The following is a 26707-nucleotide window of genomic DNA, read 5'->3' on the forward strand; positions in this document are numbered from 1 at the left end:
CAGCATCTGTGTTGCGCACAAAAAAAGAGGGCCGGGACTTGCGTCCCGGCCCAGCCTTTCAGGCTCTCCCCTCCTGAAACTGTTGACGCAATGAATGCCATATTAATGTCATGATGGGAAGGCTTAAATTGCGGCAATGCTGCGCAAATTTTGTGCAACATTTCAGCGCCTGAAAATGGGCCGGAACGCGTCCGCGCCCGGCCCATCTCTCCCCGTCAGAAGCCCTTGCGAACCGTGACGCCGAAGGTGCGCGGCTGGTTCGTTGCAAAGCCGAGCCGCGCGCGGCCGCCGCGTTCGCGGTCGAAGGCGAGCAGCGCATTTTCGTCGAGCAGATTGTTTACATAGACCGAGATTTCGAACTCGTTCGGAAACTCGATCCCTGCGCCGAGGTTCACCAGCTGATAATCGGGCAGCTTGAGGTCGAGCGTCGTCGCCGAACCGATCGGCGCGCCGCCAAAGGTGAAGCCGTGGACGAAGGTCCGCGGGTTGTTTTCCTGATCGCCGGGCTGGGTATAGCGGCTGCCGACATGCTGGAAGGATGCGGTGACGAAGGCGTTGGTGTCCGACGACGCATCGATCGGGAAGCTGTAGGTCGCGTTCGCCGCCATCTGGAACTTCGGCACCGAGGGCAGGCGGTTGCCCTCGCGGATGCCCTCGATCACCGTCCCGTTCGGGCGTGTGAGCGTCGAATCGAATTCGGCCTCGACATAGCTGCCCGACAGCCCGAGATCGAGCCCGGTGAACGGGCTGGCCGACAGCTCGACCTCGAGCCCCATCGTATGCGCGTCGGCGTTGAACACGATACGCGACGAGCAACTGCCGGCATCGGCGGTGACCTGCAGATTGTTGATCTTGGTATAGAAGCCGGCGGCGTTGAAGGTGATGCCACCGAACTGCGCCTTCACCCCGCCTTCATAGTTCCACAAGGTTTCGTCGTCGTAGCGCGGGCGGCCGCTGAAGGTCTGCGCGTCGGGGCCGTTCGGCACGCCGCCGTCGCACAGCGGCAGGTTGAGCGGATCGTTGACGCCGCCGAGGCGGAAGCCCTTCGACGCCTGCGCGTTGAGCGTGATGCCGTCGGCGACATCATAGCTGAGCAGCAAGCGCGGCGAGAAGCCGGTCGACGAGGTCTTGTCGCGGGCATTGTCGCCGTTGGGGAATAGCCCGCCCGATACGAAACGCCGGCTTTCGTCGAAAGCATAATAACGACCGCCGAGCGTCGCGGTGAAGGCTTCGGTGAGGTCGTAGCTCAGCTCGCCGAAAATAGCGATCTGCGACAGGTCATAAGGGATGTCGGCGTTATAGGGCGAATCGGGACCAAAGCCGTTGGCGAGCGCCGCCGAGGTGCCCGCGCCGAACCTTGCATCGGTGAACACGTCATAACCCGGCGTCGGAAGGCGCTGGGTATAGTCACGTTTGACGTTGGCATAATAGCCGCCGACGAGCCACTGGAAGGGGCCGGTTCCCGCCGAGTTCACCCGCAATTCCTGCGTGAATTGCTTGACGCCTGTGGTGTCGACAAGGTTCGAGGGCAACAATATGCCCGCAACCGGAAAACCGAGGTCGGCCGAAACGCTGCCCGTCAGCGCGCTCGCGTCGCGGCTGACGAGGATGTCGCGATCGGTGTAGGTCGTCACCGACGTCACGCCGATCACGTCACCATCATAGCTCATTGTCAGGTCGAAGAGCTTGACCTCATCCTCGAACGCCTCGTCGAGCAGCAGATATTGCTGGCGTTCCTTGAAGGTCACCTGCGGCCGCGTCGTCGTGAACTGGTTGGCGAAGAGGTTATAGACCTCCTGCCGGTTGAAGCCGTCGGTCTTGACCTTTTGATAGACGAAGCGCGGGGTGATCGACAGATTCTCGGCAGGTTTCCACAGCAGCGAGAAGCGCCCGCCATAGCGTTCGCCGCTGTTGACGTCCTCGCTCTCGCCGCCGCCTTCGCGCAGCGCATTAATGAAGCCCGCGTAACGCGTATAATAGCCGACCGCGCGCATCGCGAGATTGGGGCTCAATGGCAGGTTGATCGCGCCCTTGAGGTGGCCGCCGAAATCGTCGCCGTCGACGAGGTTCACATTGCCTTCGACCTTGCCCTCGATGCCGTCGAGATTGGGCTGGTTGGTAATGTAGCGGAGCGTGCCACCGACCGAACCCGATCCGAAGAGCGTGCCCTGCGGCCCGCGCAGCGTCTCGACGCGGTTGAGGTCGAACAGGTCGAGGTCGGGGGTGAAGAGCGACAGCGAGACGACCGATTCGTCGAGATAGACGCCAACCTGTTCCTTCACGCCCGGCTGGTCGCGCGCGATCTGGCCCGCCGAGACGCCGCGCACCGACACCTGGCTTTGCCCGGGCCCGAGATTCTGGACCGTCAGGCCCGCGACGTTGCGCGACAGATCCTCGACCGTACTCGCGTTTGCGCGCTCGATCGCCTGTTCGGTCTGCGCGTTGATCGAAAAGGGAACGTCCTGCAGGCTCGCGTCGCGCTTGGTCGCGGTGACGATAATCTCGTTGCCGTCATAGCTGTTCGCAGGCGCGTCCTGCGCCACTGCCGGGGTGCTTGCAAGCGCAAGGCACGACAAGCCCGCGAGCATAGATGCTCGTGCATTCATGATAATCCTCCTCCTGATGGCCAATCTACGCTGGTCCGGGCGGGAGGGTGCGCTTCTTGTTTCCATTACGCAATGGCGCATGAATATTGCGCGAAATAAAGGCCGGGACATGTTGCGCGCCAGCCACAGTAAGAAAATGACAAAAATGGACGGGACTGTGCCCCGCGCTCGCGGCCGTTCCCGCCACAAAAAAAGGCCGGGACCTGTGTCCCGGCCCGTGGCCGTTCGGGCCACAAACTTAAAAAATGGCCGGGGGCAAGCCCCGGCCAGTGGTTCGCAGGAGGAACCTCGGTAGGATCCCGCCGCCGCCGTTTGAAAGGAGAGAGACGTACGGCGACGGGTATCCTGTCTCGTCAGTAGTTGTAGGCGCGCTCCCCATGTTCGCCGAGGTCGAGCCCTTCGCGTTCGACCTCTTCCGAAACGCGGAGGCCGGTGAGCAGCTTGGCGACATAGATGGCGATGACGGTGCCGACGCTGGCCCAGACGATCGTCGCGGCAACCGCCGAAATCTGAGTCACGAGCTGCGGTCCGATCGCAAAATCGTCGCCGCCGGGGCCGCCGAGGCTGGGGGCATAGACGATCGCGGTGCCGATCGCGCCGACGATGCCGCCGACGCCGTGGATGCCGAAGGCGTCGAGCGAGTCGTCATAGCCGAGTTTGGGCTTGAGCACCGTCACCGCATAGAAGGCGATGAGCGAGGCGACCGCGCCGAGGACGATGGCGCCGAACGGCCCCGAATTGCCCGCCGCCGGGGTCACCGCGACGAGGCCGGCGATGATGCCCGAGCAGAAGCCGAGCGCCGAGGGCTTATGGCCCGCGAGCTTTTCGGCGAGCATCCAGAACAGCGCGGCCGAGGCAGTCGCGACGAAGGTGTTGATCATCGCGAGCGCGGCCGAGCCATTGGCTTCGAGCGCCGAGCCGGCGTTGAAGCCGAACCAGCCCACCCACAGCATGCCGGTGCCGACCATCGTGAGGGTCAGCGAGTGCGGCGCCATGATTTCTTTCTGGTAGCCGATGCGCTTGCCGAGGATCATCGCGGCGACGAGCGCCGAGACACCCGCGTTGATGTGCACGACGGTGCCGCCGGCGAAATCGAGCGCGCCCATTTCGAAGAAGAGGCCGCCCGCCGCCCACACCATGTGCGCGATGGGGAAATAGACGATCGTCAGCCAGATCGCGCCGAACACCATCACCGCCGAGAATTTCATGCGTTCGACGACCGATCCGAGGACCAGCGCGAGGGTGATCGCGGCAAAGGTCATCTGGAAGCTGATGAACACATATTCGGGCAGCTTGAAGCCGTCGCTGAACGTGTCGGCGAGGCTGTCGGGCGTGACACCGGCGAGGAAGAATTTGCCCCAGGCGATGAAGGCATTGCCCTCGGGACCAAAGGCGAGGCCGTAGCCATAGATCACCCAGATGATCATCGCGAGGCAGGCGGCCGCGCCGATCTGCGTCATCGTCGACAGCATATTCTTGGTGCGCGTCAGACCGCCGTAGAAGAGCGCGAGGCCCGGCAGGATCATCAGGAGCACGAGCACGGTCGAGGTCATCATCCAGGCGGTGTCGCCCTTGTCGACCACGGCCGCGACCACCGGTTCGGGTGCCGCCGCGGCGACTTCCTGCGCCCAGGCGGGCAGCGCGGCGAACAGCGAGAGGCCGACGGCCCCGGCGCCCGCCGCAAATTTCTTTGCGAACGTCATGTTTTCCCCCTTCGTCATTACAGTGCCGCCTCGCCGGTCTCGCCGGTGCGGATGCGCACCGCCTGACCGACGTCGAGGACGAAAATCTTGCCGTCGCCGATCGAGCCGGTGCCGGCGGTCTGTTGCAGCGTTTCGACAACCCGTGGTGCAAGCGCATCGTCGCAGACGAGCTCGATCTTCACCTTCGGCACCATGTTGGTGGCATATTCGGCGCCGCGGTAGATTTCGGTCTGCCCCTTTTGCCGGCCGAAGCCCTTGACCTCGGTCACGGTCATGCCGGCGATGCCCAGACCGGTGAGCGCTTCGCGCACCTCGTCGAGCTTGAATGGTTTGATGATGGCCAAGATCAGCTTCATGACGCCCCCTTTTGCTAATGGCACCATGTTGCACTGCAACGGCCGTGCCAGATTGCGCGGGGCGCGCGAAAGTTAACATTTTGTGACGGCGTGAGCGGTGTAAGCGACCTATTCGGTCGTTCGGTGGGCAGGGAAGGCAGCGTATTGCCTAAAATTTGGGCAATGGCCGTCGCGCCCGCGAAGGCGGGGGCCGCAGTCTGCCTTGCGTAACATCTCTCGCGGCCCCCGCCTCCGCGGGGGCGACGGTTTCTACTCCGCTGCCTTGAATCGCGCCCAGATCGGCAGATGGTCCGACGCGCGTGCCGCGAGCGCGCTCTGGTGGACGCCCGCCTCGACGGCTTCGAGGTCGGGGGTCGCGAAAATACGATCCAGCTTTGCGACCGGGCGGCGGCTGTGGAAGCTGTGGCCGGTGTCGACAAGCCGGTGGCGCTCGCCGAAATCGGCGAGGCAGCCGCCGCGCGGCCGCCATTCGTTGCAATCGCCCATCAGGATCGTCGGCAGTTCCTCGCCCTCGGCGACATGGTTCAGGATCGCGCGCGCCTGCTGGCGGCGGCGCAGCCCCGAAATGTCGAGATGCATGCCGACGACGCGGAGCCGCGTATCGCCGATGCGCACCGTCGCCGCGACGGCGCCGCGCGGCTCGAGCGTCGGCAAATGGAGCGCGTGGCTTTCCTCGACCACGGCGCCCTTGCGCACGAGCAGCGCGTTGCCGTGCCAGCCGATCGCATAGGGACGGCCGCTGAGCAGGTCGACCGGGACATAATCGCTATGGTCCTCGAACATATGCGGCGGGATCGCGCTCGCGCGCGTGCCGAAACGGCGGTCGGCCTCCTGCAGCGCGACGATATCGGCGTCGAGCTCGCCGAGCACCGACAGCACCCGGCCCGGGTCGCGGCGCCGGTCGAGCCCGATGCCCTTGCGCATATTGTAACTGGCGACCTTGATCATGACGTGTTTTTCAAGCGCTCAGGCCGCGTTTCCGTTCCCGCCGGACTCGAATTCGGCGATCAGCGCCTGCGCCTCGTCCAAATCCTCGTCGAGCACCATGATGCGGACGGGGATGAGCAGCCCGACGCTTTCGGCGATGTTCATGCCCGCATCGAAGCACACCGCATGGACGCCGGCGCTCTCGAGCCGGCCGCGCAGCAGCTCGGCCTCGGCGCCGTTGGGAAGGCGCACCAGCTCGACCAATGGCATCAGGCGTCGCCCGCGATGAAACGGTCGGTCGGGCGCGTCGGCAGGCCGTCGATGCTTCGGTCGCGTTCCTTGAATTTTTCGACCCACAGCGTGCGGTCGGCCTGGCGGTGATATTTTTGCAGCGTGTCGCGCTCGTGCTGCAATTCCATCATCGGTACGCCCCAGCCGCAGCTCGTCTGTACGCTGTCGATATCGATCACGAAGATCTGGCGTGTGCCGGGAAGCAGGGTGAAGTTTGCGGCGAGCGCGTCCCACTCGGCATCCTGCGGCAGCACGGGGCGGCCGCGGCCATAGATGCGCAGGATCAATGCCGTGCGATCGAAGGCGCAGAACATGATCGTGATGCGCCCGTCGGCGGCAAGATGCGCGTGCGTCTCGTTGCCCGATCCGCCAAGGTCGAGATAGGCGACCTGCGCGTCCGAAAGGACTTTGAAGCTGTCGGCATAGCCCTTGGGCGACAGGTTGATGCGCGCATCGGCGGCGGCCGTCGCGGTGAAAAAGACCGGCTGTTTTTCGATAAAGGCGATATGCTTGTCAGTCAGCGTATCGGTGAATTCCATGACTGTTCTCCGTATCGCGCCAGCCCTATCACCAATTCCTGCCCTCTTCTATCGCGGCTTCCTCGTCGGCGCGGGTGGCGCGGCCGAGGGCCTCGTTGCGATGCGGAAAGCGGCCGAAGCGGTCGACGATGTCGAAATGCTTTTGCGCATAATCCTGGAACATCGGGGCGTCGAACTGGGCGAACAGGCGCAGCGATTCGCGTTGGTCGTCCATATTCTCACTATGCTGGAAGGGCAGGCAGGCGAATTGGCGCCGCTCGTCGGGCCAGTTTTCGTGCCAGCCGCGCGCGACGATGCCGCGCGCGATCGCGCGGGCGAGATCGTCGGTCGCGAAGGCGTCGGCGTGACCGCGATAGATGTTGCGCGGCACCTGATCGAACAGGATCGTCGCGGCGAGCGCGGTGTCGGGATCGGTGAGGAAGGCTTCGGCGGGCTGCGAGCGCAAGGCGTCGTGCCAGCCTTCTGCCAGGTCGCGGACGGCATCGTCGAATTCGGTGCCGCCGCCGTACCAGTCGTCCATGCCATGCTCGTCAAACCAGAAGGCGAGGAGTTGCTGCGCCCAGTCGGCGGGGGGCGGGGCGTTTTCGTTTTCGGCCAAGGTCTTTGTTCCCATCAAGCGTCATCCCGGCGAAGGGTGTTCAGAGGCACGTGACTCTGAAACCGGATCTCGACGTAACGGTTTGACGCAACGTGGAGATCCCGGCCTTCGCCGGGACGACGACTTTAATGTGGATCGAAGGGCGCGCAACCGCGCCCGAGCTTATTCGCCCTTGACGCGCTTGTACGGCACAAACTGGCCGAGCGATACGAAGCCGGCGTACATATGGCTGGTGCGGTCGCGCAGTTCGACGGCGTCGATGCTGCACAGCTGGCTGCCGATCGTCTTGGTGACGAGGATATCGTCATCGTCGAGCGATTCGGCCCCGCCCTTCGGCCGGTTGACCCAATAGGTGCTGCCGACCTTGTAGACGATCGCGGTCTTCTCGATGATCTGAGAGCTGCGCGCGGTCGAGAGCGAGATGCAATCCTGCGGTTCGCCCGCGACGCGCCCTTCGAGCAGCTTGGCAAGCTGATCTTCGGGCGCAAGCTTTTCGCGTGCGGTGGCGGCGGGGGCTGCCGCGATGGCTGCGGCGGCAAGAAGCGCCGGGATGAGGTGACGCATGGTTCGACTCCTGTCTTTCATACCCTACCCGGCGCCTTTTTGCGCCAACGTGCGTGAACAGGGGCTGACTCGCCGCCGTTTCAGCACGCCCCGTCGGGAAGCGGGATGCCCAGCGGACCTTTGCATTTCTTTTTCTTCGCGGGTTCGGCCGGGGTGCTGCCGCCCATATTCGATCCGCTCATCCCGCCGAAATCGGCACCGACCATCAGCATGGTATGCGAGCGGAAGCGCACCTTCGCGGTCCAGTCGATGTTCCACGCCGCATTGCCCGCGGGCTTGGGCGGATAGGAGAAATTGGCCTCGGGCCCAAAAGCGTTGAGGTTGCCGATCAGCATTTCGCCCGACGCTTTCTTGACCTCTGCGGGGATCTGGCAGCTCGTCTGCGTTGGCGGCATCACGATCTTCTTGGTGATCAGATTCGCGACGACCGATGGCGGCAGCCAGTCCCACAGCCCGCCGCCGAATTCCTTCGACGCGCTGCTCGTCCACCAGACGATATCGCCCATGTCATTCTTGCCGCCGCCATTGCCCATGCCGCCGATCGTCCACGCGACATAGCCCGTAGCGTTCGGCACGCTGTTCCAGCGGACCATCACCGACTGGTCGCCCTGGATCGCGGTCGAGGCGCTGAGCCCCTGCATATAATCCTGCGCCAGCGTAAAGTTGATGTCGGGGCCGATATTGCTCGCGACGCGGTGCGCGCCGAGCAGCGATGAGCCCGATCCGGGCTGCTTGCCGCCCTTGTTGTTCGGCCAGTCGACATAGGAACGGCTATTCGCCTTGCTCACTTCGCGGATCACCGGGACCGCGCTGGAGAAGAGATTAGGCGGCATCTGGCCCGCGGCGACCTTGGCGAAATCGATCACCACCGGCTGGCCTGGCCCCGCCTTCGCGCCGCAGCCCCAATAGAGCAATAGACGGCCTTTCGGGCGTTCGAACGGGGTGGTTCCGGGCTCGTCCTTGCCCTCGATCGTCGTCAGCGGGACCGACTTGCCCATCTTCGCCTGCGGCAGGAAGAAATGGTCGCCCTTCGGTGGCGGCGCGGTGGCGGCATCATTCGAGCCGAGGCGGAGGAGGAGCTGGTGCGCGACCTTGCTCGACGGATCGCCGCCGAACATCATCCCCATCGCGCCGCCGAGGCCGCCCCTGCCGCCGCCCGCCATCGCGGCGAAGCCCGACATCGTCGCGACGTCCATTTCGTAACGCTCTTTGGGGCCGGTGGTTTTTTGCGCAGAGCCGGGAACGGCGGCGAGGACCGCGGCGACGGCGGCCACGGAAACGAAACGCAGATTCGAACGCATATTACCCTCCCTGTTGCAGGGGATCCCCCCACGGACGATGCGACCGATTCTTCTTCTGTTTGCGTAAGCTATATGCGCGGGAGGGCGGAACGCCAAGTGAGGGTGATCACAGGTTGTTTGCGATGCAAATCTTCGTCACCCCGGACTTGATCCGGGGCCTGCCTTCCTTCGCGAAGAAAAGGCGGGTGCCGGGTCAAGCCCGGCATGACGGATATGGGATCAGGCCGTGCCGCCCACCGTCAGCCCGTTGACCAGCAGGGTCGGCTGGCCGACGCCCGCGGGGACGCTCTGTCCGCCTTTGCCGCAGATGCCGATGCCTTCGTCGATCGCCATGTCGTTGCCGATGCCGGTGACTTTGGTGAGCACGCTCGGCCCGTCGCCGATCAAGGTCGCACCCTTGATCGAGTCCCCGAGCTTGCCGTTCTCGATCTTGTACGCCTCGGTGCAGCTGAAGACGAACTTGCCCGACACGATGTCGACCTGTCCGCCGCCGAAGCTTTTCGCGAAAATGCCGTTCTTGACGCGCGACAGAAGCTCGGCGGGATCGTCGTTGCCGCCGCGCATGAAGGTGTTGGTCATCCGCGGCATCGGCGCATGTGCAAAGCTTTCGCGGCGGCCGTTGCCGGTGGGCTCGACCCCCATCAGGCGCGCGTTGAGGCGGTCCTGCATATAGCCTTTGAGGATACCGTCTTCGATCAGCACCGTCTCGCCGGTCGGGGTGCCTTCGTCGTCGATCGAAAGCGAGCCGCGGCGGCCGCCGCCGACCGGGCTGTCCATCGCGCCGTCGTCGACGACGGTGACGCCGGGCGCGGCGACGCGTTCGCCGATGCGGCCCGAGAAGGCGCTCGTGCCCTTGCGGTTGAAATCGCCTTCGAGCCCGTGGCCGACGGCTTCGTGGAGCAGCACGCCGGGCCAGCCGGGGCCGAGGAGGACGGTAAATTCGCCCGCGGGGGCGTCGACCGCGCGCAGATTGACGAGCGCCTGCGCCAGCGCCTCGTCGATCGCGCGGTTCCACTGCGCGGGTTCGAACAGATGGTCGTACATATAGCGACCGCCGAGGCCGAAATAACCGGTTTCGCGGCGGCCATTTTCCTCGACAACGATCGACACGTTGAGGCGGACGAGCGGGCGGATGTCGGTCGCGAGGAAGCCGTCGGCGCGGACGATCTCGACCACTGACCAGCTGCCCGCGAGCGCAACCGAGACCTGCACGATGCGGGGGTCACGTTCGCGCGCGGCGGCGTCGATTTCCTGGCAGAGCGCGACCTTCTTCGCGAAGGGGATGAGGTCGAGCGGGTTCGCCTCGTCATAGAGATGGCGGTTGGTGCGCGGCGGCGGCGCGGCGTGCGCCTGATTCGACGGATCGAGCAGCGCGAGCGTTTCGGCGGCGCGGCGGATCGCGCCGGCGCTGATGTCGCTGGCGTGCGCAAAGCCTGTCATCTCGCCCGACACAGCGCGCAGGCCAAAACCGGCGTCGGTCGAATAGTCCGCGGTCTTGAGCCGGCCGTCGTCGAAGCCGAAGCTCTCGGTCGCGCGATATTGCAGGTACAGCTCGCCGTCGTCGGCCTTGGCGAGCGCTTCGCGCGCGAGCGCCTGCGCCAGATCGGGGTCGAGCGCGTCGGCGCGATAGAGGAAGCGGCGGGGATCGGTCGGGCTTGTCATAGGAGCGATATAGGGGCGGCCCCCGCCGACCGCAAAGATTCGTCAGAGATAATTGACGGTGAGCGTGAAGGTGCCGCTGTAATCGCCCTCGGGCTGGTTCGCGGGAACGGTGAGCGTGCCGCCGATATAATAGCTCTGGACCCCGCTCGGCAGCAACGTCCCGCCGAGCAGCGCGATGCCGCCGCCGCTGGTGCTCGCGGCGCGCACAAGGCTCGCGGTCATCGGCGCCGCACCGCCGCCGGCGCGGGTGAGCGTGACCGAGGTACTGCCCGATACGGTGATCAGCAATATGCCGCCGGTGCCCTGGAACACCGCGCGCTGCGCCGCCGATCCGACCGGGGTGACGCCGCCGCCGGTCGTGCGCGCGTTGGTGACGGGGCTGATCGTGACGGTGCCGCCGGTCGCGCCGCTGATCAGCGTGCCGAAATCGAGATCGTCGGTCTTGATCAGCGTGTTCGGGCGGACGACCGCCGCGTTGGCGGTGCCGGGCATGTCGGCGGCATAGGCTGGTCCGCATAGTGCCGCGCTCGCCATTGCCACAGCGAGGGTCAGGGCGCGAGTAGCCCCCCGACTATGTCTGGTCCCCTGAATCCCCACAGATTCTGCTCCTGTCTGGCACATCCTATGCCAGCGGGACCTTCATCACTGATGCATGGGGTTGGTGAATCGGCCGTTTACTTCCGGCCCGGGAATCACGCGTTGTCGGCAACGCCGACGTTCAGCCTTTGTCGGCGATCCCGCCGATGAGAATGAAGCGGCGGTCGCAATAGCCGCAGTCGGCGAAACCCTCGTCGGTGTCGATTTCGAGCCACACGCGCGGGTGGCCGAGCGCCGCATCGGCGAGGCCATCGCCGGTGCCGTCGCAGGCGATGCGGGTCTTGGGCGTGCGGATGGTTTCGGGTGCGGGCTGGGTCATCGACCGCGCCCATAGCAAGCAGGACGGGCGCCCGCAATCGGGTCTGCGCATCTTGATCCTCCCTGTCGCGAAGCGATGGGGAGGGGGACCGTCCGCGAAGCGGATGGTGGAGGGGCCGAGACGTCGCGTCCTTAGCCCCTCCGTCAGCGGCTGCGCCGCTGCCACCTCCCCACCGCTGCGCGGCAGGGAGGATCTTTGGGTGGGGCTTTGACGGCACCGGTGCAGGCACCCTTTCGGGTGCAAGTGGTCCCCCGATGCCGTCTTCCCCCCACAGGAAGGCCTAAAGATAGTTTAAGGTGATCGTGAACGTACCGCTGTAATCGCCGGGTGCCTGGTTAGCGCCGACTTCGAGCGTGCCGCCGACGGGGAAATTATAGTTGCCGAGCGGCGAGGTGATGCGGAAGCGCGTCGGGGTCGTCGACAGGATCGCGGTCGGCGTGCTGCCGATCTCGAAATTGCGGACGCGCATCCGGACGCCCGGCCCAGTGATCCAGATAGCGTTCGATCCGAGCGAGATATTGACCTGGCGGTTGAAGCTGCCGAGCCCCGCGAAGCGCGCGGGCTCGCCGCCATTGCCCGCGAGCGTGACGCCGCCGGTGCGGCTGCGCGATCCGTCGGGCTCGATTGTCACCGTCCCCGCGGTCGCCGACGGAATGATATCGCCGAAGTCGAGATCGTTGACCTTGAAGAAGGAAAGCGGGCGAAGCACGATGGCTTCGGCTTCGCCTTGCGCGCTGCCCTGCGCCAGCGCCGGCGAAGCGGCGGCGGGCGCGATCAGGAGCGCAAATATGGCTAGGCCGCGCTGCATTGGCAGCGGGCAAAAGATGTGACTGGTCCCCACATCCGCAGTCCTAGCGGCGAGTTTCCAATTTAGCGTTAACGCGGGGCTGACGAAAAATTAGCAGGCTTTCGCACGCCGAAGCGCGCCGCTATGGAGGCGGCCATGAGTGAAGCCGCCATCCGCATCGACGCCGTCTCCAAACTTTATGCCGGCGGCAAGCAGGCGCTCGACAATGTCAGTTTCGACGTGCCGCGCGGCCAGATCTTCGGGCTGCTCGGGCCGAACGGCGCGGGCAAGTCAACGCTGATCAACATCCTCGCGGGGCTTGTCAACAAGACGGCCGGGCATGCGAGCATCTGGGGCTTCGACATCGACGCCGATCCGCGCAACGCCAAATATTCGATCGGCATCGTGCCGCAGGAGATCGTCTTCGACCCCTTTTTCACGCCGTACGAGACGCTCGAGAATCAGGCGGGGTTGTACGGAGTGCCGAAGGCGAAGCGCATTTCGGACGAACTGCTCGCCGCGGTGCATCTTTCGGACAAGCGCGACGCCTATGCGCGCACGCTGTCAGGGGGGATGAAGCGGCGGTTGCTCGTGGCAAAAGCAATGGTCCATTCGCCGCCGATCATCGTGCTCGACGAGCCGACCGCGGGGGTCGATATCGAACTCCGCCAGCAGCTGTGGGACTATGTCCAGCGGCTCAACGATCGTGGTGTCACCGTGGTGCTGACGACGCATTATCTCGAAGAGGCCGAGGAGCTGTGCGACCGCATCGCGATCATCAACCATGGCAAGCTGATCGCGAACAAGCCGACGCGCGAGCTGGTCGACATGGCGCGCGAGAAGATCGTTGTCGTCACGCTCGACGCCGACGTCGCTGAACTGCCGGCGCACCCCGCGTTCGACAAGGTCGAGCGCGAGGGCGAGCGCGGGCTCGCGATCAGCTATAACAAGGACCGGATGAACGCGGGCGAGGTGCTCGCCGCGGTCAATGCGATGGGGCACGGCATCGTCGACGTCTCGACGCGCGAGGCCGATCTGGAAGATGTGTTCCTGAATCTGACGCGCAGCGCCGTCTGAGCGTCAGCGCCGCGTCAGGCGCGCGGCGACCCCGAAATGATCCGACGGATATTCGCCGTCCACCGGCGTGTCGCCGATGACACGCGCGCCGGTGACGGCGAACGCCGCCGCGTCGGCGAAGATATGGTCGATCACGCGCGGCGCGTGACCGCGCGCGGGATTGAGCGTCGTTTCCGCCGCGCCCTGCGGCAACGCCGAGACGAAGCGCGGCCTCCCCATCGCGCTGAGGCCGGGGTCGCCCTGCGGCGCGTTGAAGTCGCCCATCACGACAAGCGGGACGCCGTCGCGGGGTAGCCAGGCGAGCAGGTCGGCAAGCTGCTCCGCGCGCACCGCTGCGGCTTCGGGTTGCCATGCGAGATGCGTCGCGACGATGTCGACCGGCCCGCTTGCGGTCTGGACGCGCACGCGGATCGCGGTGCGATAATCCGACAGCGGCGCAAGCTTGCGGCGCGCGACCTCGATTACCGGCAGGCGCGTCAGGATTGCATTGCCATAGCGTTTGGGCGAACCCTCGGGCTCGGGCGCGACGAAGTGGACTTGCGCATAGCCAAGGTCGCGGGCGATCGTGGCGGCCTGATTCGGCAGTCCTTTTTTCGCGTCCTCGAGCACTTCCTGCAACGCGATGACGTCCGCGTCCGCTTCGCGCAGCGCCGCCACGAGCAACGCGCGCCGCGCCGGCCAATGCCCCCCCGCGTCGTGCCAGATATTGAAGGTCGCGACGCCGAGGTCGCCGGCAGAACCTGCCCCGACGCGATGCGCGCAGGCCGCAAGCGACAGTGTCGCCATCGCGGCCAGCAGCGCGCGCCGGTTAAGTTCCGCTTTGAGCATGTCGATAAATTCCCTTGGTCGGCGTCTTCGATCCCCCTGTCATGCGGCGCCTTGCTGTGCAACAGAGGCGCCATGAGTGAATACGACGTCATTATCGTGGGCTCGGGTGCGGCGGGGCTGACCGCCGCCATCGCGCTCGCCGACCATTGCAAGGTGCTCGTGCTCGCGAAAGGCGAGCTCACGGGCGGGTCGACCGCATGGGCGCAGGGCGGGATCGCCGCGGTGCTCGACGCGGGCGACACATTCGAAAACCATATCGACGATACGATGATCGCTGGCGGCGGATTGAACCGCCGCGAGACGGTCGAGTTCGTCGTCGAGAATGCCCCGCACGCGATCGAGCGGCTCGTCGAAATGGGGGTGCCGTTCAACAAGGACGCCGAGGCGCTGCACCTGACGCGCGAGGGCGGGCATTCGCATCGCCGCATCGTCCATGTCGACGATGCGACGGGCTGGGCGGTGCAGGCGGCGCTGCTCAAGACCGCCGAGGCGCATCCGAACATCACCTTGCTGCCGGGGCAGGCGTGCATCGACCTGATCAGCGGAAAACATGAGCTGCGTTATTCGGGCTCGGGCCGGGTCTGGGGCGTCTATGCGCTCGATGAAAAGACCGGCAAGGTCCACGCGCATGTCGGTCGCGCGACGATCCTCGCGAGCGGCGGGGCGGGCCGCGTCTATCAATTCTCGACCGCGCCGCGCGGCGCGACGGGCGACGGCATCGCGATGGCGTGGCGCGCGGGCGCGCGCGTCTCGAACATGGAAATGATGCAGTTCCACCCGACCTGCCTCTATAATCTCGACGTCAAGAATTTCCTGATCACCGAGGCGGTGCGCGGTGAGGGCGGAATCCTCAAGCATCCGGTCACCGGCCACCGCTATATGCCCGATTACGATGTGCGCGCCGAACTCGCGCCGCGCGACGTCGTCGCGCGTGCGAACGACGACCAGATCAAGCGCTCGGGGCTCGATTATGTCCACCTCGACATCAGCCATCAGGACCCCGATTTCGTCGCCGGGCATTTCCCGAACATCTATGAAAAGCTGCTGACGCTGGGCATCGACATGACGAAGCAGCCGATCCCGGTGGTGCCCGCGCAGCATTATACGTGCGGCGGGGTGCTGATCGACCTCGACGGACGCACCGACCTGCCGGGGCTTTATGCGGCGGGCGAGTGCACCGAGAGCGGGCTGCACGGCGCCAATCGTCTCGCGTCGAACTCGCTGCTCGAATGTTTCGTGTTCGGCGAGGCGGCGGCGAAGCATATCATCGAGAGCTGGGACCAGCTCGACACGCCGCCCGCGATCCGGCCATGGGACGCGAGCCGCGTCACCGACTCGGACGAAGAGGTGGTGATCAAGCAGAACTGGACCGAAATCCGCCGCTTCATGTGGAATTATGTCGGCATCGTGCGCACGACCAAAAGGCTGGAGCGCGCGCGGCACCGCATCGACATGATGACGCACGAGGTCGAGGATTATTACGGCCATTTCCGCGTCACCACCGACCTGATCGAGCTCAGAAACCTGCTGCAATGCGCCGAGCTGATCGTGCGCAGCGCGCTTCACCGCAAGGAAAGCCGCGGGTTGCATTACACGCTCGATTACCCCGATCTGCTGCCGCAGGCGGTCGATACGGTGCTGGTGCCGTGATCGGTGGCTAAAGGGTCGCGGACGAAGCTTCCGCCGCCCTATCTGCGGCGGGTGTGGATGCGCGAGCCCACGCCGGATGCGGACCCGCCCGCGGTCGATCGAGATCAATATCCCTTCAATATCCCCCTATTCGCCGACCCGGCGTTCGAAATCCGGCTCGAGAAACCCGTCACGATATTGGTGGGCGAAAACGGATCGGGCAAATCGACCTTGCTCGAAGCGATCGCGGTGCTCGCCGGATTCAGCGAGGGCGGGGGCGGCTATGGCCATATGGCCGTCGAGCGGTCGGACATTTCGGGAAGCGATGGCGGCATATTGGCCGATGCCCTGCGCGCCGCGTGGCTCCCCAAGATCGGCAAAGGTTTCTTTTTCCGCGCCGAAACCTTCTTCACCCTGGCGCGCTACGTCGATCAGGCCGCCCATGACGTTGGCGCAGGACGGCCCGATTATCTGTCCTGGTCGCACGGCGAAGGATTCCTGGGTTTTTTCGAAGAGCGCGCCGATCAACAGGGCATCTATATTTTCGACGAACCCGAATCGGCGCTGTCGCCGTCGCGCCAGTTCGAATTCCTCAAATTGCTTCGCCGCATCCAGCGCGCGAACAACAGCCAGATCATCATGGCGACGCATTCGCCGATCCTGATGGCGCTGCCCGACGCCGATCTCTGGCAGATCAGCCCGCTCGGCATCGAGCCGGTCCAGCTCGAAGACACGGCGCATTATCGGCTCTATCGCGAATTTATGCTCTATCCGCACGAGACGGTCGAGGCGATGATCGAATAGGCGTCAGCCCCCGACGCCGAGCAACCGCCCGACAAAAATCAGCACGATCGCGCCGATGACCGAGGCGAGGCAGCCCGCGCGGCTGAAGTCGCCGCGGCCGCGCGATGTCGCGAGCCCTGCAAGAAGCGAGCCGCCGATGCCGAGCAGGATCGTCGCGAGCCATCCCATCTCGACCGCGCCGGGATAAAAGAAGCGCGCGAGCGCGCCGATGACGAGGCCCGAGATGATCGCGCCGATGATGTTGATCATGCGTTGAACCCTTCGTTGAGAAAGCGCTCGGCGAGCGCGGCGTGTAGCGCCGCGCCGCGCGCCATCACGCTCTCGTCGAGCACCATATGATTCGAATGGAGGCCGCAGCATTGGCGCCAGTCGCTGCCCGCCGCGCTCGCGCCGAGCCAGAACATCGCGCCTGGGACTTTTTCGAGGACGTAGGAGAAATCCTCGGCGCCCATCACCGGATTGTCCATCGTCAGCCAGGCTTGCTCGCCAAAGGTCTCTTCGACCACCGACTGGCCGAAGCTCACCGCGCGGGCGTCGCATATGGTGACGGGGAAACCTTCCTCGATCGTCACCTCGGCGGTGCAGCCATGCGCTTCGGCGATCGCGGGGGCGAGGCGCTTCAGCTCGCGCGCGACCATCGCGCGGCGTTCGGGCGAGAGCGTGCGGATCGTGCCGAGCATCTCGGCGCTTTCGGGGATGATATTGTTCGTCGTGCCCGCCGCGATCTTGGCGATGGTGACAACCGCGGGATCGAAAACTGATATGCGGCGCGTGACCATAGTCTGGATCGCGGTGACGATCGAACAGGCAACGGGGATCGGGTCGATGCTGTCGTGCGGCATCGATGCATGGCCGCCCGCGCCCTTGACGATGATCGAAAGGACATCGGACGAGGCGAGCAGCGGCCCCGCGCGCCCCGCAAAAATCCCGTGCGGCGCGTTGGGCATGATGTGGAGCGCGAAGGCGGCGTCGGGCAGCGGGTCGATGATCCCGTCATCGAGCATGAAGCGCGCGCCATGATGCCCCTCCTCGCCCGGCTGGAACATGAACATCACGGTGCCGGGCAGCCGGTCGCGCGCGGTGCACAGCAGCTTCGCCGCGCCGACGAGCATCGCGACATGCGTGTCGTGCCCGCACGCGTGCATCGCGCCGGCGATCTCGGAGGTGAAGTCGAGCCCGGTGTCCTCGAGCAAAGGCAGCGCATCCATGTCGCCGCGCAGCAGCACGGTGCGCCCGTTCGCGGGTCCGCGGAGGATCGCGATCAGGCCCGTGGTCGACGGCCCCTCGCGAAATTCGAGCGGCAGCCCCGCGAGCGCGTCCTTGATCTTCGCGAGCGTCTTCGGGTTTTGCAGCCCGAGTTCGGGCTCGCGATGGATCGCGCGGCGGAGGTCGACGAGGTCGGGGAGGAGGGTTTCGGCCTCGGCGGGCCAGCTATGTGATAGGGTGTCCATGCGGCGACTGTGCCGCGGACCCAAGCTCGTGTCGAGGCTGATGAACGCTTATATTTGAGCCAATGCGTCACGCGGCGCGGAACGCGCACGCTCCGTTGGTTTGATTATCTTGATAAAATCTGTTTGTCTTGAATTCCTAGATTACCTTTATATCCTTGATGGGGTCATTTTGATATGCTACGGGGCATTTGTGATGAACTCGATAACTGCGTCAGACGAGACTATGTCGCCGGAAAAGAGGCGTCGGGGTGAAGGCAAAGGCAGCAGCTTTTTTGCCGTCGGCAGAGATGTTTGGGAGACGCTTTGGAATGTTCCCACCACCAACCGCCTCAATCTAGTTCTCACATATTTTACGCTGTTGGCGGGTACGGGCAGCGATCATCGCCTCACAAAATGGTCGGCTTCAGCCTGTGAGCAATATCTTGGAATTGGTAAGCCCCGCGCAAAGCATGCGATTGACGAACTGATCAAAAGCAAGCTGGTCAAGCATACAGACAAGTCAACTCGCCTGTCTCCCCAGTACGAATTGCCCGAGCTTCCGTTGGACGCGGAGCCAATTTTTCTTCCCGTGCAAGCTCTGACGGGCCTCAAAGGCGAAAATCCGATGTTCCGGCGAGTGCGTGAAACGGGCGACGCAATGGTACTTCGTATGCTGGTGGACTTGTATGGCATGGTCGAAACCGATGCCACTTTTGGCATTCCGATCAGTAATCTCCGCAATGGTGGCCACGCTAACGCTGAGGCGATCTCTCGGAAAGTAGCGCAAGTCGGTGTTCACGCGGTCTGGGCGCTTGAGGAAGGGACATATCAAAACGCGGGCGGTGACTGGACTGTTCGTCATGCGTCCAAGAGTCGTAAAAATGGAGAGCGTGACTGGTCGGTATTTTGGGAGCGGATAGGGCAGCTCAAGCAGATTGGCGCCATCTACTACGAGCCTTGGCTCTTCGAGGGCGCTGAGCTGGATGCAGAGCCTCTTATGCCCCTTGATCCAGCTGGGCTTTATCAGGTTTCCGAGCGCGATGATGGCGGGCGGTTGACAAGGCTCGCCCATGATACCGCGTACGCGCTGGTTAGCGAGGAGCGCCCCTACGTTTTTGAAAACTCAGGTGCGGATTACTTTGTGCCTTTGCCCTTGCACCATCAACCTCCCGCACTGAGAGGTGTTGCGAGGCTTCGTGTGGAGGCGGATACGCCGGGCCGACGTCTTGCATGGAAGCGTCGTCGGACGCTCGTCGAGAATTGGGAAAAGGCGCTTTCGCAGTTGCTGAGTGATGCGCAGCAGGGACATTTTGATCGACCCATGCAACGCGGCACTAAGGGGGGCAAGCGATGATCCAGCTAGCATTTGATGGCGCTGGTTTCGTGGCGGCTTGTACTGGAATTGCAGCCATTATCGGCTCTTCAGCAACCCTTGTCTAGGCCATTCGGAGAGATCCACGAGGCTCGGAAAGGCGAGGGTCATCCCGACTTCCGCCCCGCGAATAACTGCCGCCCGGCGAGATCGAGCATGATTTCCTCGCTGCCGCCGCCTATCGCATTGACGCGCACCTCGCGGTAAATGCGTTCAACCTTGCTGCCGGTGATATAGGACGCGCCGCCGAGCACCTGCGCCGCCTCGCGCGCGACGGCCTCCAGCATGCGCGTCGCCTGCACCTTCAGCATTGCGAAGTCGGCAGGGCGGTCCTTGCCGTTTTTGACCTGCCAGGCGCAAAGGTCGACCCACGCCTGCGTCGCCTCGATCTGGCGCTCCATGTCGGCGAGCTTGATGCGGATCGACTGGTGGCCGACGAGCGGCTTGCCGAAGGTCTCGCGGTTCTGCGCCCATTCGGCGGCCTCGGCCATCGCGACGCGCGCGTAGGCGCAGCAACCCATCGCCATGCCGAGCCGCTCGCTGTTGAAATTGCGCATGATGCCGATGAAGCCGGCATTCTCTTGGCCGATGAGGTTTTCGGCCGGGACGCGGACGCCATCGAAATGGATCGCGGCGGTGTCGCTGCAGCGCCAGCCCATCTTGTCGAGCCGCGTGCGCTCGACGCCGGGGCTGTCCATGTCGATGAGGAGCAGCGAAATGCCCGCGGCTCCCGGCCCGCCGGTGCGCACCGCGCAGGTCAGCCAGTCGGCGCGCATGCCGCTGGTGATGAACATCTTGCCGCCGTTGACGATATAATCGTCGCCGTCCCTCACCGCGGTCGTCTTGAGGTTCGCAACGTCGCTGCCGCCGCCCGCCTCGGTGATGCCGAGTGCAATGATCTTGTCGCCCGCGAGGACGGGCGGCGCGATGCGTTGCTTCAGCTCATCGGAGCCGCGCGCAATGATCGGGGGCAGGCCGATGCCGTGGGTCATCAGCGAGGCGCCTACGCCCCCCGCGCCGACCGCGGCGAGTTCCTCGGTCAGCACGAGGCTGTGGAAATTGTCGAAGCCGGTGCTGTGCCCGCCATATTGTTCGGGAAAGCGGAGGCCAAGGATGCCCGCCTCCGCAGCTTTCTTGTGGAGTTCGCGCGGCAACTCGCCCTCGGCCTCCCAACGGTCGATGTTGGGCGCGATCTCGCGCGCGACGAAGCGGCGGACGCTCTGCGCCAGCGCTTCGTGGGTTTCGTCATAATAGGGCGATCTTGCGCGCCAGTCGTCAAAGGCTGTCATGGTGCGATGCTGCGCGGCGTTGACGTTCCCGTCAAGTCGGGCTTGCGCTGCGGCAACAAGGACTTAAGGTCGCGCGCCATGACAAAGCCCTTCCTGCTCGCCGGCCTCGCCGCATTCGCCCTGATCTCCACCCCCGCGATGGCGCAAAAGTCGCCCGAAGCGACCGCCGAAGCCGCGCTCAAAAAGGCGCCGGTGTTCGACGGGCACAATGACGTGCCATGGGCGCTGCGGCTGCGCGAGGGCAATGTCATCAACGGCTTCGATTTCCAGGACACGACCGACACCGTCAAGCCCGACGCGACCCCGCCCGAAATCGCGATGCACACCGACCTGATGCGGCTGCGCAAGGGGCATGTCGGCGCGCAATTCTGGTCGGTCTATGTGCCGAGCAACCCGAACGAGCAGCTGGCGGTGCAGCAGACGATCGAACAGATCGACGTGATGAAGCGCTTGGTTGCGCGTTACCCCAACGACCTCGCGCTCGCATCGACCTCGACCGAGCTCGAAAAGGCGATGAAGGCGGGCAAGATCGCCGGGATGCTCGGCATGGAGGGCGGCCATTCGATCGGCTCGTCGCTCGCGGTGCTGCGCCAGATGTACGATCTGGGCGCGCGCTATATGACGCTCACCCATTCGAAGAATCTCAGCTGGGCCGACGCCGCTACCGACGCGCCCGCGCACGATGGCCTCACCGATTTCGGCCGCCAGGTGGTGCGCGAGATGAACCGCATCGGGATGATCGTCGATCTGAGCCACGTCAGCGAAGCGACGATGAAGGATGCGCTCGAGGTATCGAAGGCGCCGGTGATGTTCAGCCACTCGGGCGTCCGCGCGATCAATCCGCATCCGCGCAACGTTCCCGACAGCGTGCTGCCTGCGGTGAAGGCCAATGGCGGGATCGTGATGATCGTGCTGCTGCCGGGTTTCCTCGATGCCGATGTCCGCGCGCAGGGGCTGGCGCGCACCGCCGAGCAGGCGCGGTTGAAGGCGATGTATCCGGGCGATCCGGCGGCGGAGAAGGCGGCGCTCAAGGCGTGGGACGCGGCCAATCCGATGCCGACGACCAGTATCGCCAAGGTTGCCGAGCATATCGATCATCTCAAAAAGACGATCGGGGTCGATCATATCGGGCTCGGCGGCGATTATGACGGGATGGATTCGGCGCCGGTCGGGATGGAGGATGTGTCGGGATACCCCGCGCTGTTCACCGAACTCGCGAAGCGCGGATACAGTCAGGCCGATCTCGAGAAGATCGCGAGCGGCAACATGCTGCGTGTGCTGAAGGCGGTCGAGACCTATGCGGCGAGCCAGAAGGGCCAGCCGCCGATCGAAACGCCGGTCGCGAAATAAGAGCTAGGGGCGGCGGCGAAACGGCCAGTCGGTCGCGCCGCCCGCCCATAGCGCCCACCAGATGATGAGCGGCTGTGCGGCAAGGCGCGGGCCGTGATACCACCAGCTCAAAGTCTCGCCGCCGATCGCGATATTGGCGAGCGCGTGGTGAAAATTGGCGGGCCAGACGCAGAGCGCATAGAGCGCGAGGCCCCAGCCGGCCGCCTTGCGCGTCGCCGGGATCATAAGGCCGACCGCGCCCGCGATCTCGGCGATGCCGGTCGCGGCGACGACCAGCCCGGGCTGCGGCACCCACGGCGGCGTGATTGCGAGGAAGGGCGCGGGGGCCGCAAGGTGGCGATAGCCCGCATAGCCATAAGCCAGCGCGAGCAGCCAGCGCAGTGCCGTGCGGACCGGGGCGTTCAACGCCCGAGCGCGGTGAGCATCGCCTCGATGCTGGTGAATTTTTCGCGCGGGCGGCCGTCGAGCGCGGCCGCGACCTCCGCCTCCTCGATTCGGCGCCAGTCGCGGAAGGTGACGGGGGTGACATCGCGACTGGCGAGCAGCGCATCGAGACCGGGGCGTCCCGCCTTGCCCGCACCGCGGCCGATATCCTCGAGCACCATTTCGCCGATGCGCGCGCCGTCGGGCTTGTTGGTGCCGATCGTTCCCGACGGGCCGCGCCGCGCCCAGCCGACCGCGTAGAGACCGGGCAGGATGCGCCCTTCGTCGCTCGCGAAACGCCCGCGGCCATGCTCATAAGGGACGCCGGGGATCGGCGGGGTCTGGTAACCGATGCAGCTGATCACCAGCCCGGCATCGAGCGCATAGGTCTCGCCCGTGCCGTGACTGGTGAGGTCGGCGTCGAGCGTCGTGCGCTCGACGATCACGCGCTGCACCCGGCCGTCGCCTTCGATCGCGATGGGCATGGCGAAGAAGTCGAAATCGATCGTCACCGGCTTGGCGACCGGGTTGGCGGTGAAGCTGCGCAGGTGGGTGACCGACTTGCGCATGCCGGGTTCGAGCATGGCGTCGTCGCCCTCGGGCGGCAGGTCGGCGGGGTCGACGCGCGGGCTGGCGCGTTCGAGATGGCCGAGTTCGCCGAGCTCCTTCGGCGTCATCGCGATCTGGTGCGGGCCGCGGCGGCCGAGGATCTGGATATGGCGCACCGCGCTTTGCGCCAGTGCATCGCGAGCGTGCGCGACGATGTCGCTACCCGCGAATTCGCCCGGCGTCTTGGCGAGGATGCGCGCGACGTCGAGCGCGACATTGCCGTTGCCGATCACCACGACGCCGGGGGCGTCGAGCGGCGGGTTCAGATCGGCGAAGTCGGGATGGCCGTTGTACCAGCCGACAAAGGCGGCGCTGCCGATCACGCCGGGCAGGTCGGCGCCGGAGATGTCGAGCGGCCGGTCGTTGGGTGCGCCGGTTGCGAGGATGACGGCGTCGTAAAGGCCGACAAGTTCGTCGATCGTCACGTCGGTGCCGACCGACACATGGCCGACGAAACGGACATTGTCGGTGAGCGCGGTGCCCTCATAGCGGCGCGACACCGCCTTGATCGACTGGTGGTCGGGCGCGACCCCGGTGCGGATCAGGCCATAGGGGACGGGCAGCCGGTCGATGACGTCGACCGCGATATCGTCCGCTTTCTGTAATGTTTCGGCTGTATAATAACCCGCAGGGCCCGACCCGACGATCGCGACATGACGCATCAACCCACTCCTTCGGGTGTCCGCGCGGGCGCGCGGCCCCTATCTTGTTATGCGGGCGATGCTAGCGGCGAAATGCGTCAGGGCAAGCGGACTTGTTCGAGTGGGCGAACCGGCCTTGACAGCGGGCCCGTGCAGTCATATTTGGCCCGCCTCTGCTGCCCTGTCGTCTAATGGTAAGTTCGCATCGACGGCCGCAATTTCAATCACTTACAACAAGATTTCGTGCAGACATCGTGTCTAACTTGGGCACATGTCGCAATGACGAAGCCCCGCCGCATTTCTGCGTCGGGGCTTTGCCGGGGACACCCCAGGCCGATTCGTACGGAGCCTGGATTGTCGGTTGAGGAACGAGCCTCCTATATCGGCGCCGTCAAAGGGGCGCGGCGCGCTTCGCCCGTCTCTAGCCGGGCGGCTTTACGGGGTTGCCGCACACGGTATCGTGCTTCGCGTTGTGCGCGTCGATCTGCCGCACCGTCTCGTCACTATCGGCACGGTTTCCGATATCGTCGGCCTGGCCCAACGCCATCTGCGCATAGCTGACCAAGCGCGGCGAAATCACCCAATCATGGTTCAACGAAATGACCCATTTCGATGACCATTGGACTTGGAAACTGTGGCAGGAAGCCGCGAGCGGTCGCATGGAGTCGACGTCGTTTAAAGGCTGGGATTTCCATATTTTGCCGGGCCTCTCCAATCGCGTCTTTGCCACATCGGGCGGCCTGCGCTTCGGCAAAACGGTCGTGATCGAAGGGCTCCAGCCGGCCACGCCAAAGGTGACGGCGGTGCCGCTCGAATATGCGCCTGACCTGCCCGCGTTGTCCGTCGTGCGCTGCGACTGCCTCTCACGCCGACTGGAACTGATCGATGGCTAAGCGCCCAAAAAACAAGATCGTTGGTCTGGTCGACCGCGAACTTGCCGACGGCACCATCGCCTACTACTGGATGCCGTCGCCGACCCGGCGCAAGGCGGGCTTCAAATCGAAACCGCTCGGCACCGACCGGAAACAGGCGATCATGCTGGCGGAGGAACGCAACGACGCCGTCGCGCTCGCCATGGCCGCGCCCGCGCTGCCCGTCGCGCCGCGGCCAAAGGAAGCGCCGCAAATCTACAGCTTCGGCGACCTCGCCCATGTCTATCGCATCGACATGGACGCGCGCGGCGAACTCCCGCGTAAAGACCGCCGGCGCCTGTCGCCAAAGACGCGCAAGGAATATCGCAGCCGCCTGAAATGGCTGGTCGCTTGGGCCGATGACGGCGAACTCGCGCTGTCGAAAATCACGCCCGAATTGTGCGTCGCGCTGCGCGACACGCTGGTCGAGAATGAAAGCCAGTGGAACGCCGCCGGCAAGCTCCGCGTGCTGCGCCTGGTGATGGGATGGGCCAGCAAGCCGCAAAAGATCGGCGGCAAATTGGTGACGCTGCTCAAATCGAACCCCGCGACCGCGCTGGATATCCCGGAACCCGAACCGCGCACCAAATGCGTCGCGATCGAGGCGCTGCAATGGCTGTCAGACAAGGGCGGCGACGCTGTCGGCACCAGCATGGGCCTTGCCTTGCTGCTCGGCTTTTACACGACGCAGCGCGAGGCCGATTTGCTGGCGGCGACGACCTTCAACTGGCGCGAGCTGCACGACGTCGCTGCGGTCGACCGCGCCGCGCTCACCGGCCCCGACGGCCGCATCATGGGGCTGCGCCTTCGGCAGGAAAAAACCGACACACAGACCGCCGCCTTCGTCCCGCCCGACGTCGGCGGCCGCGTCACCGCCATGCTCGCCGCCCGCGGCGCGGACTATAGCGGCCCGCTGTTGCTCGAACACGGCCGCAACGACACGCGACACTGGCCCGACTGGCGCTTCCAACGCGACTATCTAATCGCCCGCGAAGCCGCGATCGAGGCGGCGCGCGCCGCCGGCGACAACTGGCTGGTCGACCAGCTGACCGGCCTCAAATTCGCGGACCTTCGCCGTTCCGGCATGTGCTGGCTACGCGACGGCGGGGCGACGATCGCACAGATCGCCAGCATCAGCGGTCACAGCATCGAGTACACGACCAAAATCCTGAAAACCTACCTCCCCGCCGACACGCGCGCCAGCGCCGCCGGCATGGCCCACGTCCTGCGCAGCACCGCCACGGGCGACCAGCAAAGGACGGCGTGATGCCTGACAAACCAGTGCGTCCGCGCGCTCCGCTTATTCGACGCGACGAGGGCGAGGCCGCCGAAAAATTGCCGATCCTGTTCGAGCTTTGGAAGCGCGACGTGCGCCCAGATGAGGCGCCGCGAACCTATGACGAGAAGCTGGAGCAGGACGCGCGACGCGCGGCATGGAACCATAGCCCGGCATGCCCGGATTGCGGCAGCTATGCGCATTTTGAATGCGGCGGCTATCCCGAGTCGGCCTGACAAAGTCGCAATGAAGACTTGCAAAAAGTCGCAATGAAGTCGCAACACAGGGGTTGACCGGCTAAAATCCGCCGCTAAATGGACCTCTCTGCTGCCCTGTCGTCTAATGGTAAGACTGCGGTTTCTGATACCGCCTATCGAGGTTCGAATCCTCGCGGGGCATCCAGATTTCCTAGCTATCACATTGTTTTTGCTAGATAATTTTGGAGTGGTAGCACTCTTCCCCCTATCCTCCACCAAAATTTGCCGGTGACGTTGGGTCAGCAGCGGCTGTGGGTATGAATTTCGAGCCTTTCCGGAATTGTGAAGCGAAATTCCTTTGGCGCGAGATCCTCAGGCGGTGCCTCACCCTCTCTACGTAGTGGCGACGGGCCATTGACCGCTTTGCACCTCAACCTGGCCATTCGAACGCTGGTTCGGCGACCCAAAAGCGGTCCTTCATGTTTGCGGCGCCATCGGCGCAGGCCGGAGCGTCCACTGCCTGGGGCAGCCAACCCGTTGACGACCGTCCGTCGATTTAGCGCTGAAGCTGCCATAGCAGAGGCCGTGTGGATCCCGTTTTTGGGGGCAACGCAAAGACCG

General features: G+C 64.8%; 28 protein-coding genes and 1 tRNA gene. 9 read left to right on the top strand and 20 right to left on the bottom strand.

Annotated elements, in window-relative coordinates:
• Positions 1-215: 215 nt before the first annotated feature.
• From ATE70_RS08680 to ATE70_RS08740, 13 genes are all read right to left on the bottom strand, one after another.
• The gene (locus ATE70_RS08680; RefSeq protein WP_058537547.1) at positions 216-2606 is read right to left on the bottom strand and encodes a TonB-dependent receptor; all 2391 of its coding nucleotides are present in this window, start codon (positions 2604-2606) and stop codon (positions 216-218) included.
• A gap of 353 nt (positions 2607-2959) precedes the next feature.
• Positions 2960-4309: an ammonium transporter gene (locus ATE70_RS08685; RefSeq protein ID WP_058537819.1), complete on the bottom strand. Its 1350-nt coding sequence runs from the start codon at positions 4307-4309 to the stop codon at positions 2960-2962.
• A 17-nt stretch (positions 4310-4326) separates the two neighbouring features.
• Entirely contained in the window at positions 4327-4665 is a 339-nt protein-coding gene (locus ATE70_RS08690; protein ID WP_037513494.1) for a P-II family nitrogen regulator, read from the bottom strand.
• Positions 4666-4914: 249 nt separating this feature from the next.
• A complete protein-coding gene (locus ATE70_RS08695) occupies positions 4915-5613 on the bottom strand; it encodes an endonuclease/exonuclease/phosphatase family protein (RefSeq protein WP_058537548.1) in 699 nt (232 codons plus the stop codon).
• A gap of 18 nt (positions 5614-5631) precedes the next feature.
• Positions 5632-5862, bottom strand: a complete 231-nt coding sequence (locus tag ATE70_RS08700; RefSeq protein ID WP_058537549.1) for a putative signal transducing protein — start codon at positions 5860-5862, stop codon at positions 5632-5634.
• Positions 5862-6422, bottom strand: coding sequence for a pyridoxamine 5'-phosphate oxidase family protein (locus ATE70_RS08705; RefSeq protein WP_058537550.1), 561 nt, complete (start codon positions 6420-6422; stop codon positions 5862-5864). The genes ATE70_RS08700 and ATE70_RS08705 overlap by 1 nt, the downstream gene beginning before the upstream one ends.
• Before the next feature lie 28 nt (positions 6423-6450).
• Positions 6451-7020, bottom strand: a complete 570-nt coding sequence (locus tag ATE70_RS08710) for a DUF924 family protein (protein ID WP_231732577.1) — start codon at positions 7018-7020, stop codon at positions 6451-6453.
• A gap of 162 nt (positions 7021-7182) precedes the next feature.
• Positions 7183-7584 carry a hypothetical protein gene (locus tag ATE70_RS08715; RefSeq protein ID WP_058537552.1) on the bottom strand — a complete coding sequence of 134 codons (402 nt, stop codon included), beginning with the start codon at positions 7582-7584 and terminating at the stop codon, positions 7183-7185.
• An 80-nt stretch (positions 7585-7664) separates the two neighbouring features.
• A complete protein-coding gene (locus ATE70_RS08720; RefSeq protein WP_058537553.1) occupies positions 7665-8885 on the bottom strand; it encodes a hypothetical protein in 1221 nt (406 codons plus the stop codon).
• A gap of 219 nt (positions 8886-9104) precedes the next feature.
• Positions 9105-10547 carry a metalloprotease TldD gene (gene tldD / locus ATE70_RS08725; RefSeq protein ID WP_058537554.1) on the bottom strand — a complete coding sequence of 481 codons (1443 nt, stop codon included), beginning with the start codon at positions 10545-10547 and terminating at the stop codon, positions 9105-9107.
• 42 nt (positions 10548-10589) lie between these two features.
• Positions 10590-11081 (bottom strand): DUF4402 domain-containing protein, encoded by a 492-nt coding sequence (locus ATE70_RS08730; protein ID WP_058800982.1) that lies wholly within the window; start codon positions 11079-11081, stop codon positions 10590-10592.
• Positions 11082-11265: 184 nt separating this feature from the next.
• Positions 11266-11463 carry a zinc-finger domain-containing protein gene (locus ATE70_RS08735; protein ID WP_037513506.1) on the bottom strand — a complete coding sequence of 66 codons (198 nt, stop codon included), beginning with the start codon at positions 11461-11463 and terminating at the stop codon, positions 11266-11268.
• A 280-nt stretch (positions 11464-11743) separates the two neighbouring features.
• Complete coding sequence (locus tag ATE70_RS08740; RefSeq protein WP_058537556.1) at positions 11744-12271, bottom strand: DUF4402 domain-containing protein; 528 nt, start codon at positions 12269-12271, stop codon at positions 11744-11746.
• Between the two features lie 135 nt (positions 12272-12406).
• On the opposite strand from ATE70_RS08740, the gene ATE70_RS08745 reads away from it, so the two are divergent.
• Entirely contained in the window at positions 12407-13327 is a 921-nt protein-coding gene (locus ATE70_RS08745; RefSeq protein ID WP_058537820.1) for an ABC transporter ATP-binding protein, read from the top strand.
• Between the two features lie 3 nt (positions 13328-13330).
• Here the strand turns inward: ATE70_RS08745 and ATE70_RS08750 are convergent, their stop codons facing one another.
• Entirely contained in the window at positions 13331-14155 is an 825-nt protein-coding gene (locus ATE70_RS08750; protein ID WP_058537557.1) for an endonuclease/exonuclease/phosphatase family protein, read from the bottom strand.
• Between the two features lie 72 nt (positions 14156-14227).
• On the opposite strand from ATE70_RS08750, the gene nadB reads away from it, so the two are divergent.
• Positions 14228-15805, top strand: coding sequence for an L-aspartate oxidase (gene nadB, locus ATE70_RS08755; protein ID WP_058537558.1), 1578 nt, complete (start codon positions 14228-14230; stop codon positions 15803-15805).
• A gap of 57 nt (positions 15806-15862) precedes the next feature.
• Positions 15863-16588, top strand: a complete 726-nt coding sequence (locus ATE70_RS08760; RefSeq protein WP_058537559.1) for an AAA family ATPase — start codon at positions 15863-15865, stop codon at positions 16586-16588.
• Between the two features lie 3 nt (positions 16589-16591).
• Here ATE70_RS08760 and ATE70_RS08765 read toward each other — a convergent pair whose 3' ends face one another.
• Positions 16592-16837, bottom strand: coding sequence for a GlsB/YeaQ/YmgE family stress response membrane protein (locus tag ATE70_RS08765; protein WP_037513515.1), 246 nt, complete (start codon positions 16835-16837; stop codon positions 16592-16594).
• Complete coding sequence (locus tag ATE70_RS08770; protein ID WP_058537560.1) at positions 16834-18039, bottom strand: M20 metallopeptidase family protein; 1206 nt, start codon at positions 18037-18039, stop codon at positions 16834-16836. The genes ATE70_RS08765 and ATE70_RS08770 overlap by 4 nt, the downstream gene beginning before the upstream one ends.
• Positions 18040-18148: 109 nt before the next feature.
• Here ATE70_RS08770 and ATE70_RS08775 point away from each other — a divergent pair, with 109 nt between their 5' ends.
• Positions 18149-19372: a hypothetical protein gene (locus tag ATE70_RS08775; protein WP_156420156.1), complete on the top strand. Its 1224-nt coding sequence runs from the start codon at positions 18149-18151 to the stop codon at positions 19370-19372.
• Between the two features lie 125 nt (positions 19373-19497).
• Here the strand turns inward: ATE70_RS08775 and ATE70_RS08780 are convergent, their stop codons facing one another.
• On the bottom strand, positions 19498-20679 hold the full coding sequence (locus tag ATE70_RS08780) for an acyl-CoA dehydrogenase family protein (protein WP_058537562.1): 1182 nt from the start codon (positions 20677-20679) through the stop codon (positions 19498-19500).
• 78 nt (positions 20680-20757) lie between these two features.
• Here ATE70_RS08780 and ATE70_RS08785 point away from each other — a divergent pair, with 78 nt between their 5' ends.
• Positions 20758-22029, top strand: a complete 1272-nt coding sequence (locus ATE70_RS08785) for a dipeptidase (protein ID WP_058537821.1) — start codon at positions 20758-20760, stop codon at positions 22027-22029.
• 3 nt (positions 22030-22032) lie between these two features.
• On the opposite strand, the gene ATE70_RS08790 is transcribed toward ATE70_RS08785, so the two are convergent.
• The 3 genes from ATE70_RS08790 to ATE70_RS24750 all read right to left on the bottom strand — a co-directional run bounded on the left by ATE70_RS08790 (position 22033) and on the right by ATE70_RS24750 (position 24297).
• Complete coding sequence (locus tag ATE70_RS08790; RefSeq protein ID WP_197411418.1) at positions 22033-22434, bottom strand: DoxX family protein; 402 nt, start codon at positions 22432-22434, stop codon at positions 22033-22035.
• Complete coding sequence (locus tag ATE70_RS08795; protein WP_058537563.1) at positions 22431-23723, bottom strand: FAD-dependent oxidoreductase; 1293 nt, start codon at positions 23721-23723, stop codon at positions 22431-22433. Before ATE70_RS08795 ends, ATE70_RS08790 begins: the two co-directional genes overlap by 4 nt.
• 400 nt (positions 23724-24123) lie before the next feature.
• Positions 24124-24297, bottom strand: a complete 174-nt coding sequence (locus tag ATE70_RS24750; RefSeq protein ID WP_156419594.1) for a hypothetical protein — start codon at positions 24295-24297, stop codon at positions 24124-24126.
• Positions 24298-24301: 4 nt separating this feature from the next.
• Here ATE70_RS24750 and ATE70_RS08800 point away from each other — a divergent pair, with 4 nt between their 5' ends.
• The 4 genes from ATE70_RS08800 to ATE70_RS08815 all read left to right on the top strand — a co-directional run bounded on the left by ATE70_RS08800 (position 24302) and on the right by ATE70_RS08815 (position 26291).
• Positions 24302-24595, top strand: coding sequence for a hypothetical protein (locus ATE70_RS08800; RefSeq protein ID WP_058537564.1), 294 nt, complete (start codon positions 24302-24304; stop codon positions 24593-24595).
• Entirely contained in the window at positions 24588-25880 is a 1293-nt protein-coding gene (locus ATE70_RS08805; protein WP_058537565.1) for a site-specific integrase, read from the top strand. Before ATE70_RS08800 ends, ATE70_RS08805 begins: the two co-directional genes overlap by 8 nt.
• A complete protein-coding gene (locus ATE70_RS08810) occupies positions 25880-26125 on the top strand; it encodes a hypothetical protein (protein WP_058799841.1) in 246 nt (81 codons plus the stop codon). The genes ATE70_RS08805 and ATE70_RS08810 overlap by 1 nt, the downstream gene beginning before the upstream one ends.
• A 92-nt stretch (positions 26126-26217) precedes the next feature.
• A tRNA-Gln gene (locus ATE70_RS08815) sits at positions 26218-26291 on the top strand.
• Positions 26292-26707 lie beyond the last annotated feature (416 nt).

The sequence above is a fragment of the Sphingopyxis sp. H053 genome (assembly GCF_001468225.1).
GTDB lineage: Bacteria > Pseudomonadota > Alphaproteobacteria > Sphingomonadales > Sphingomonadaceae > Sphingopyxis.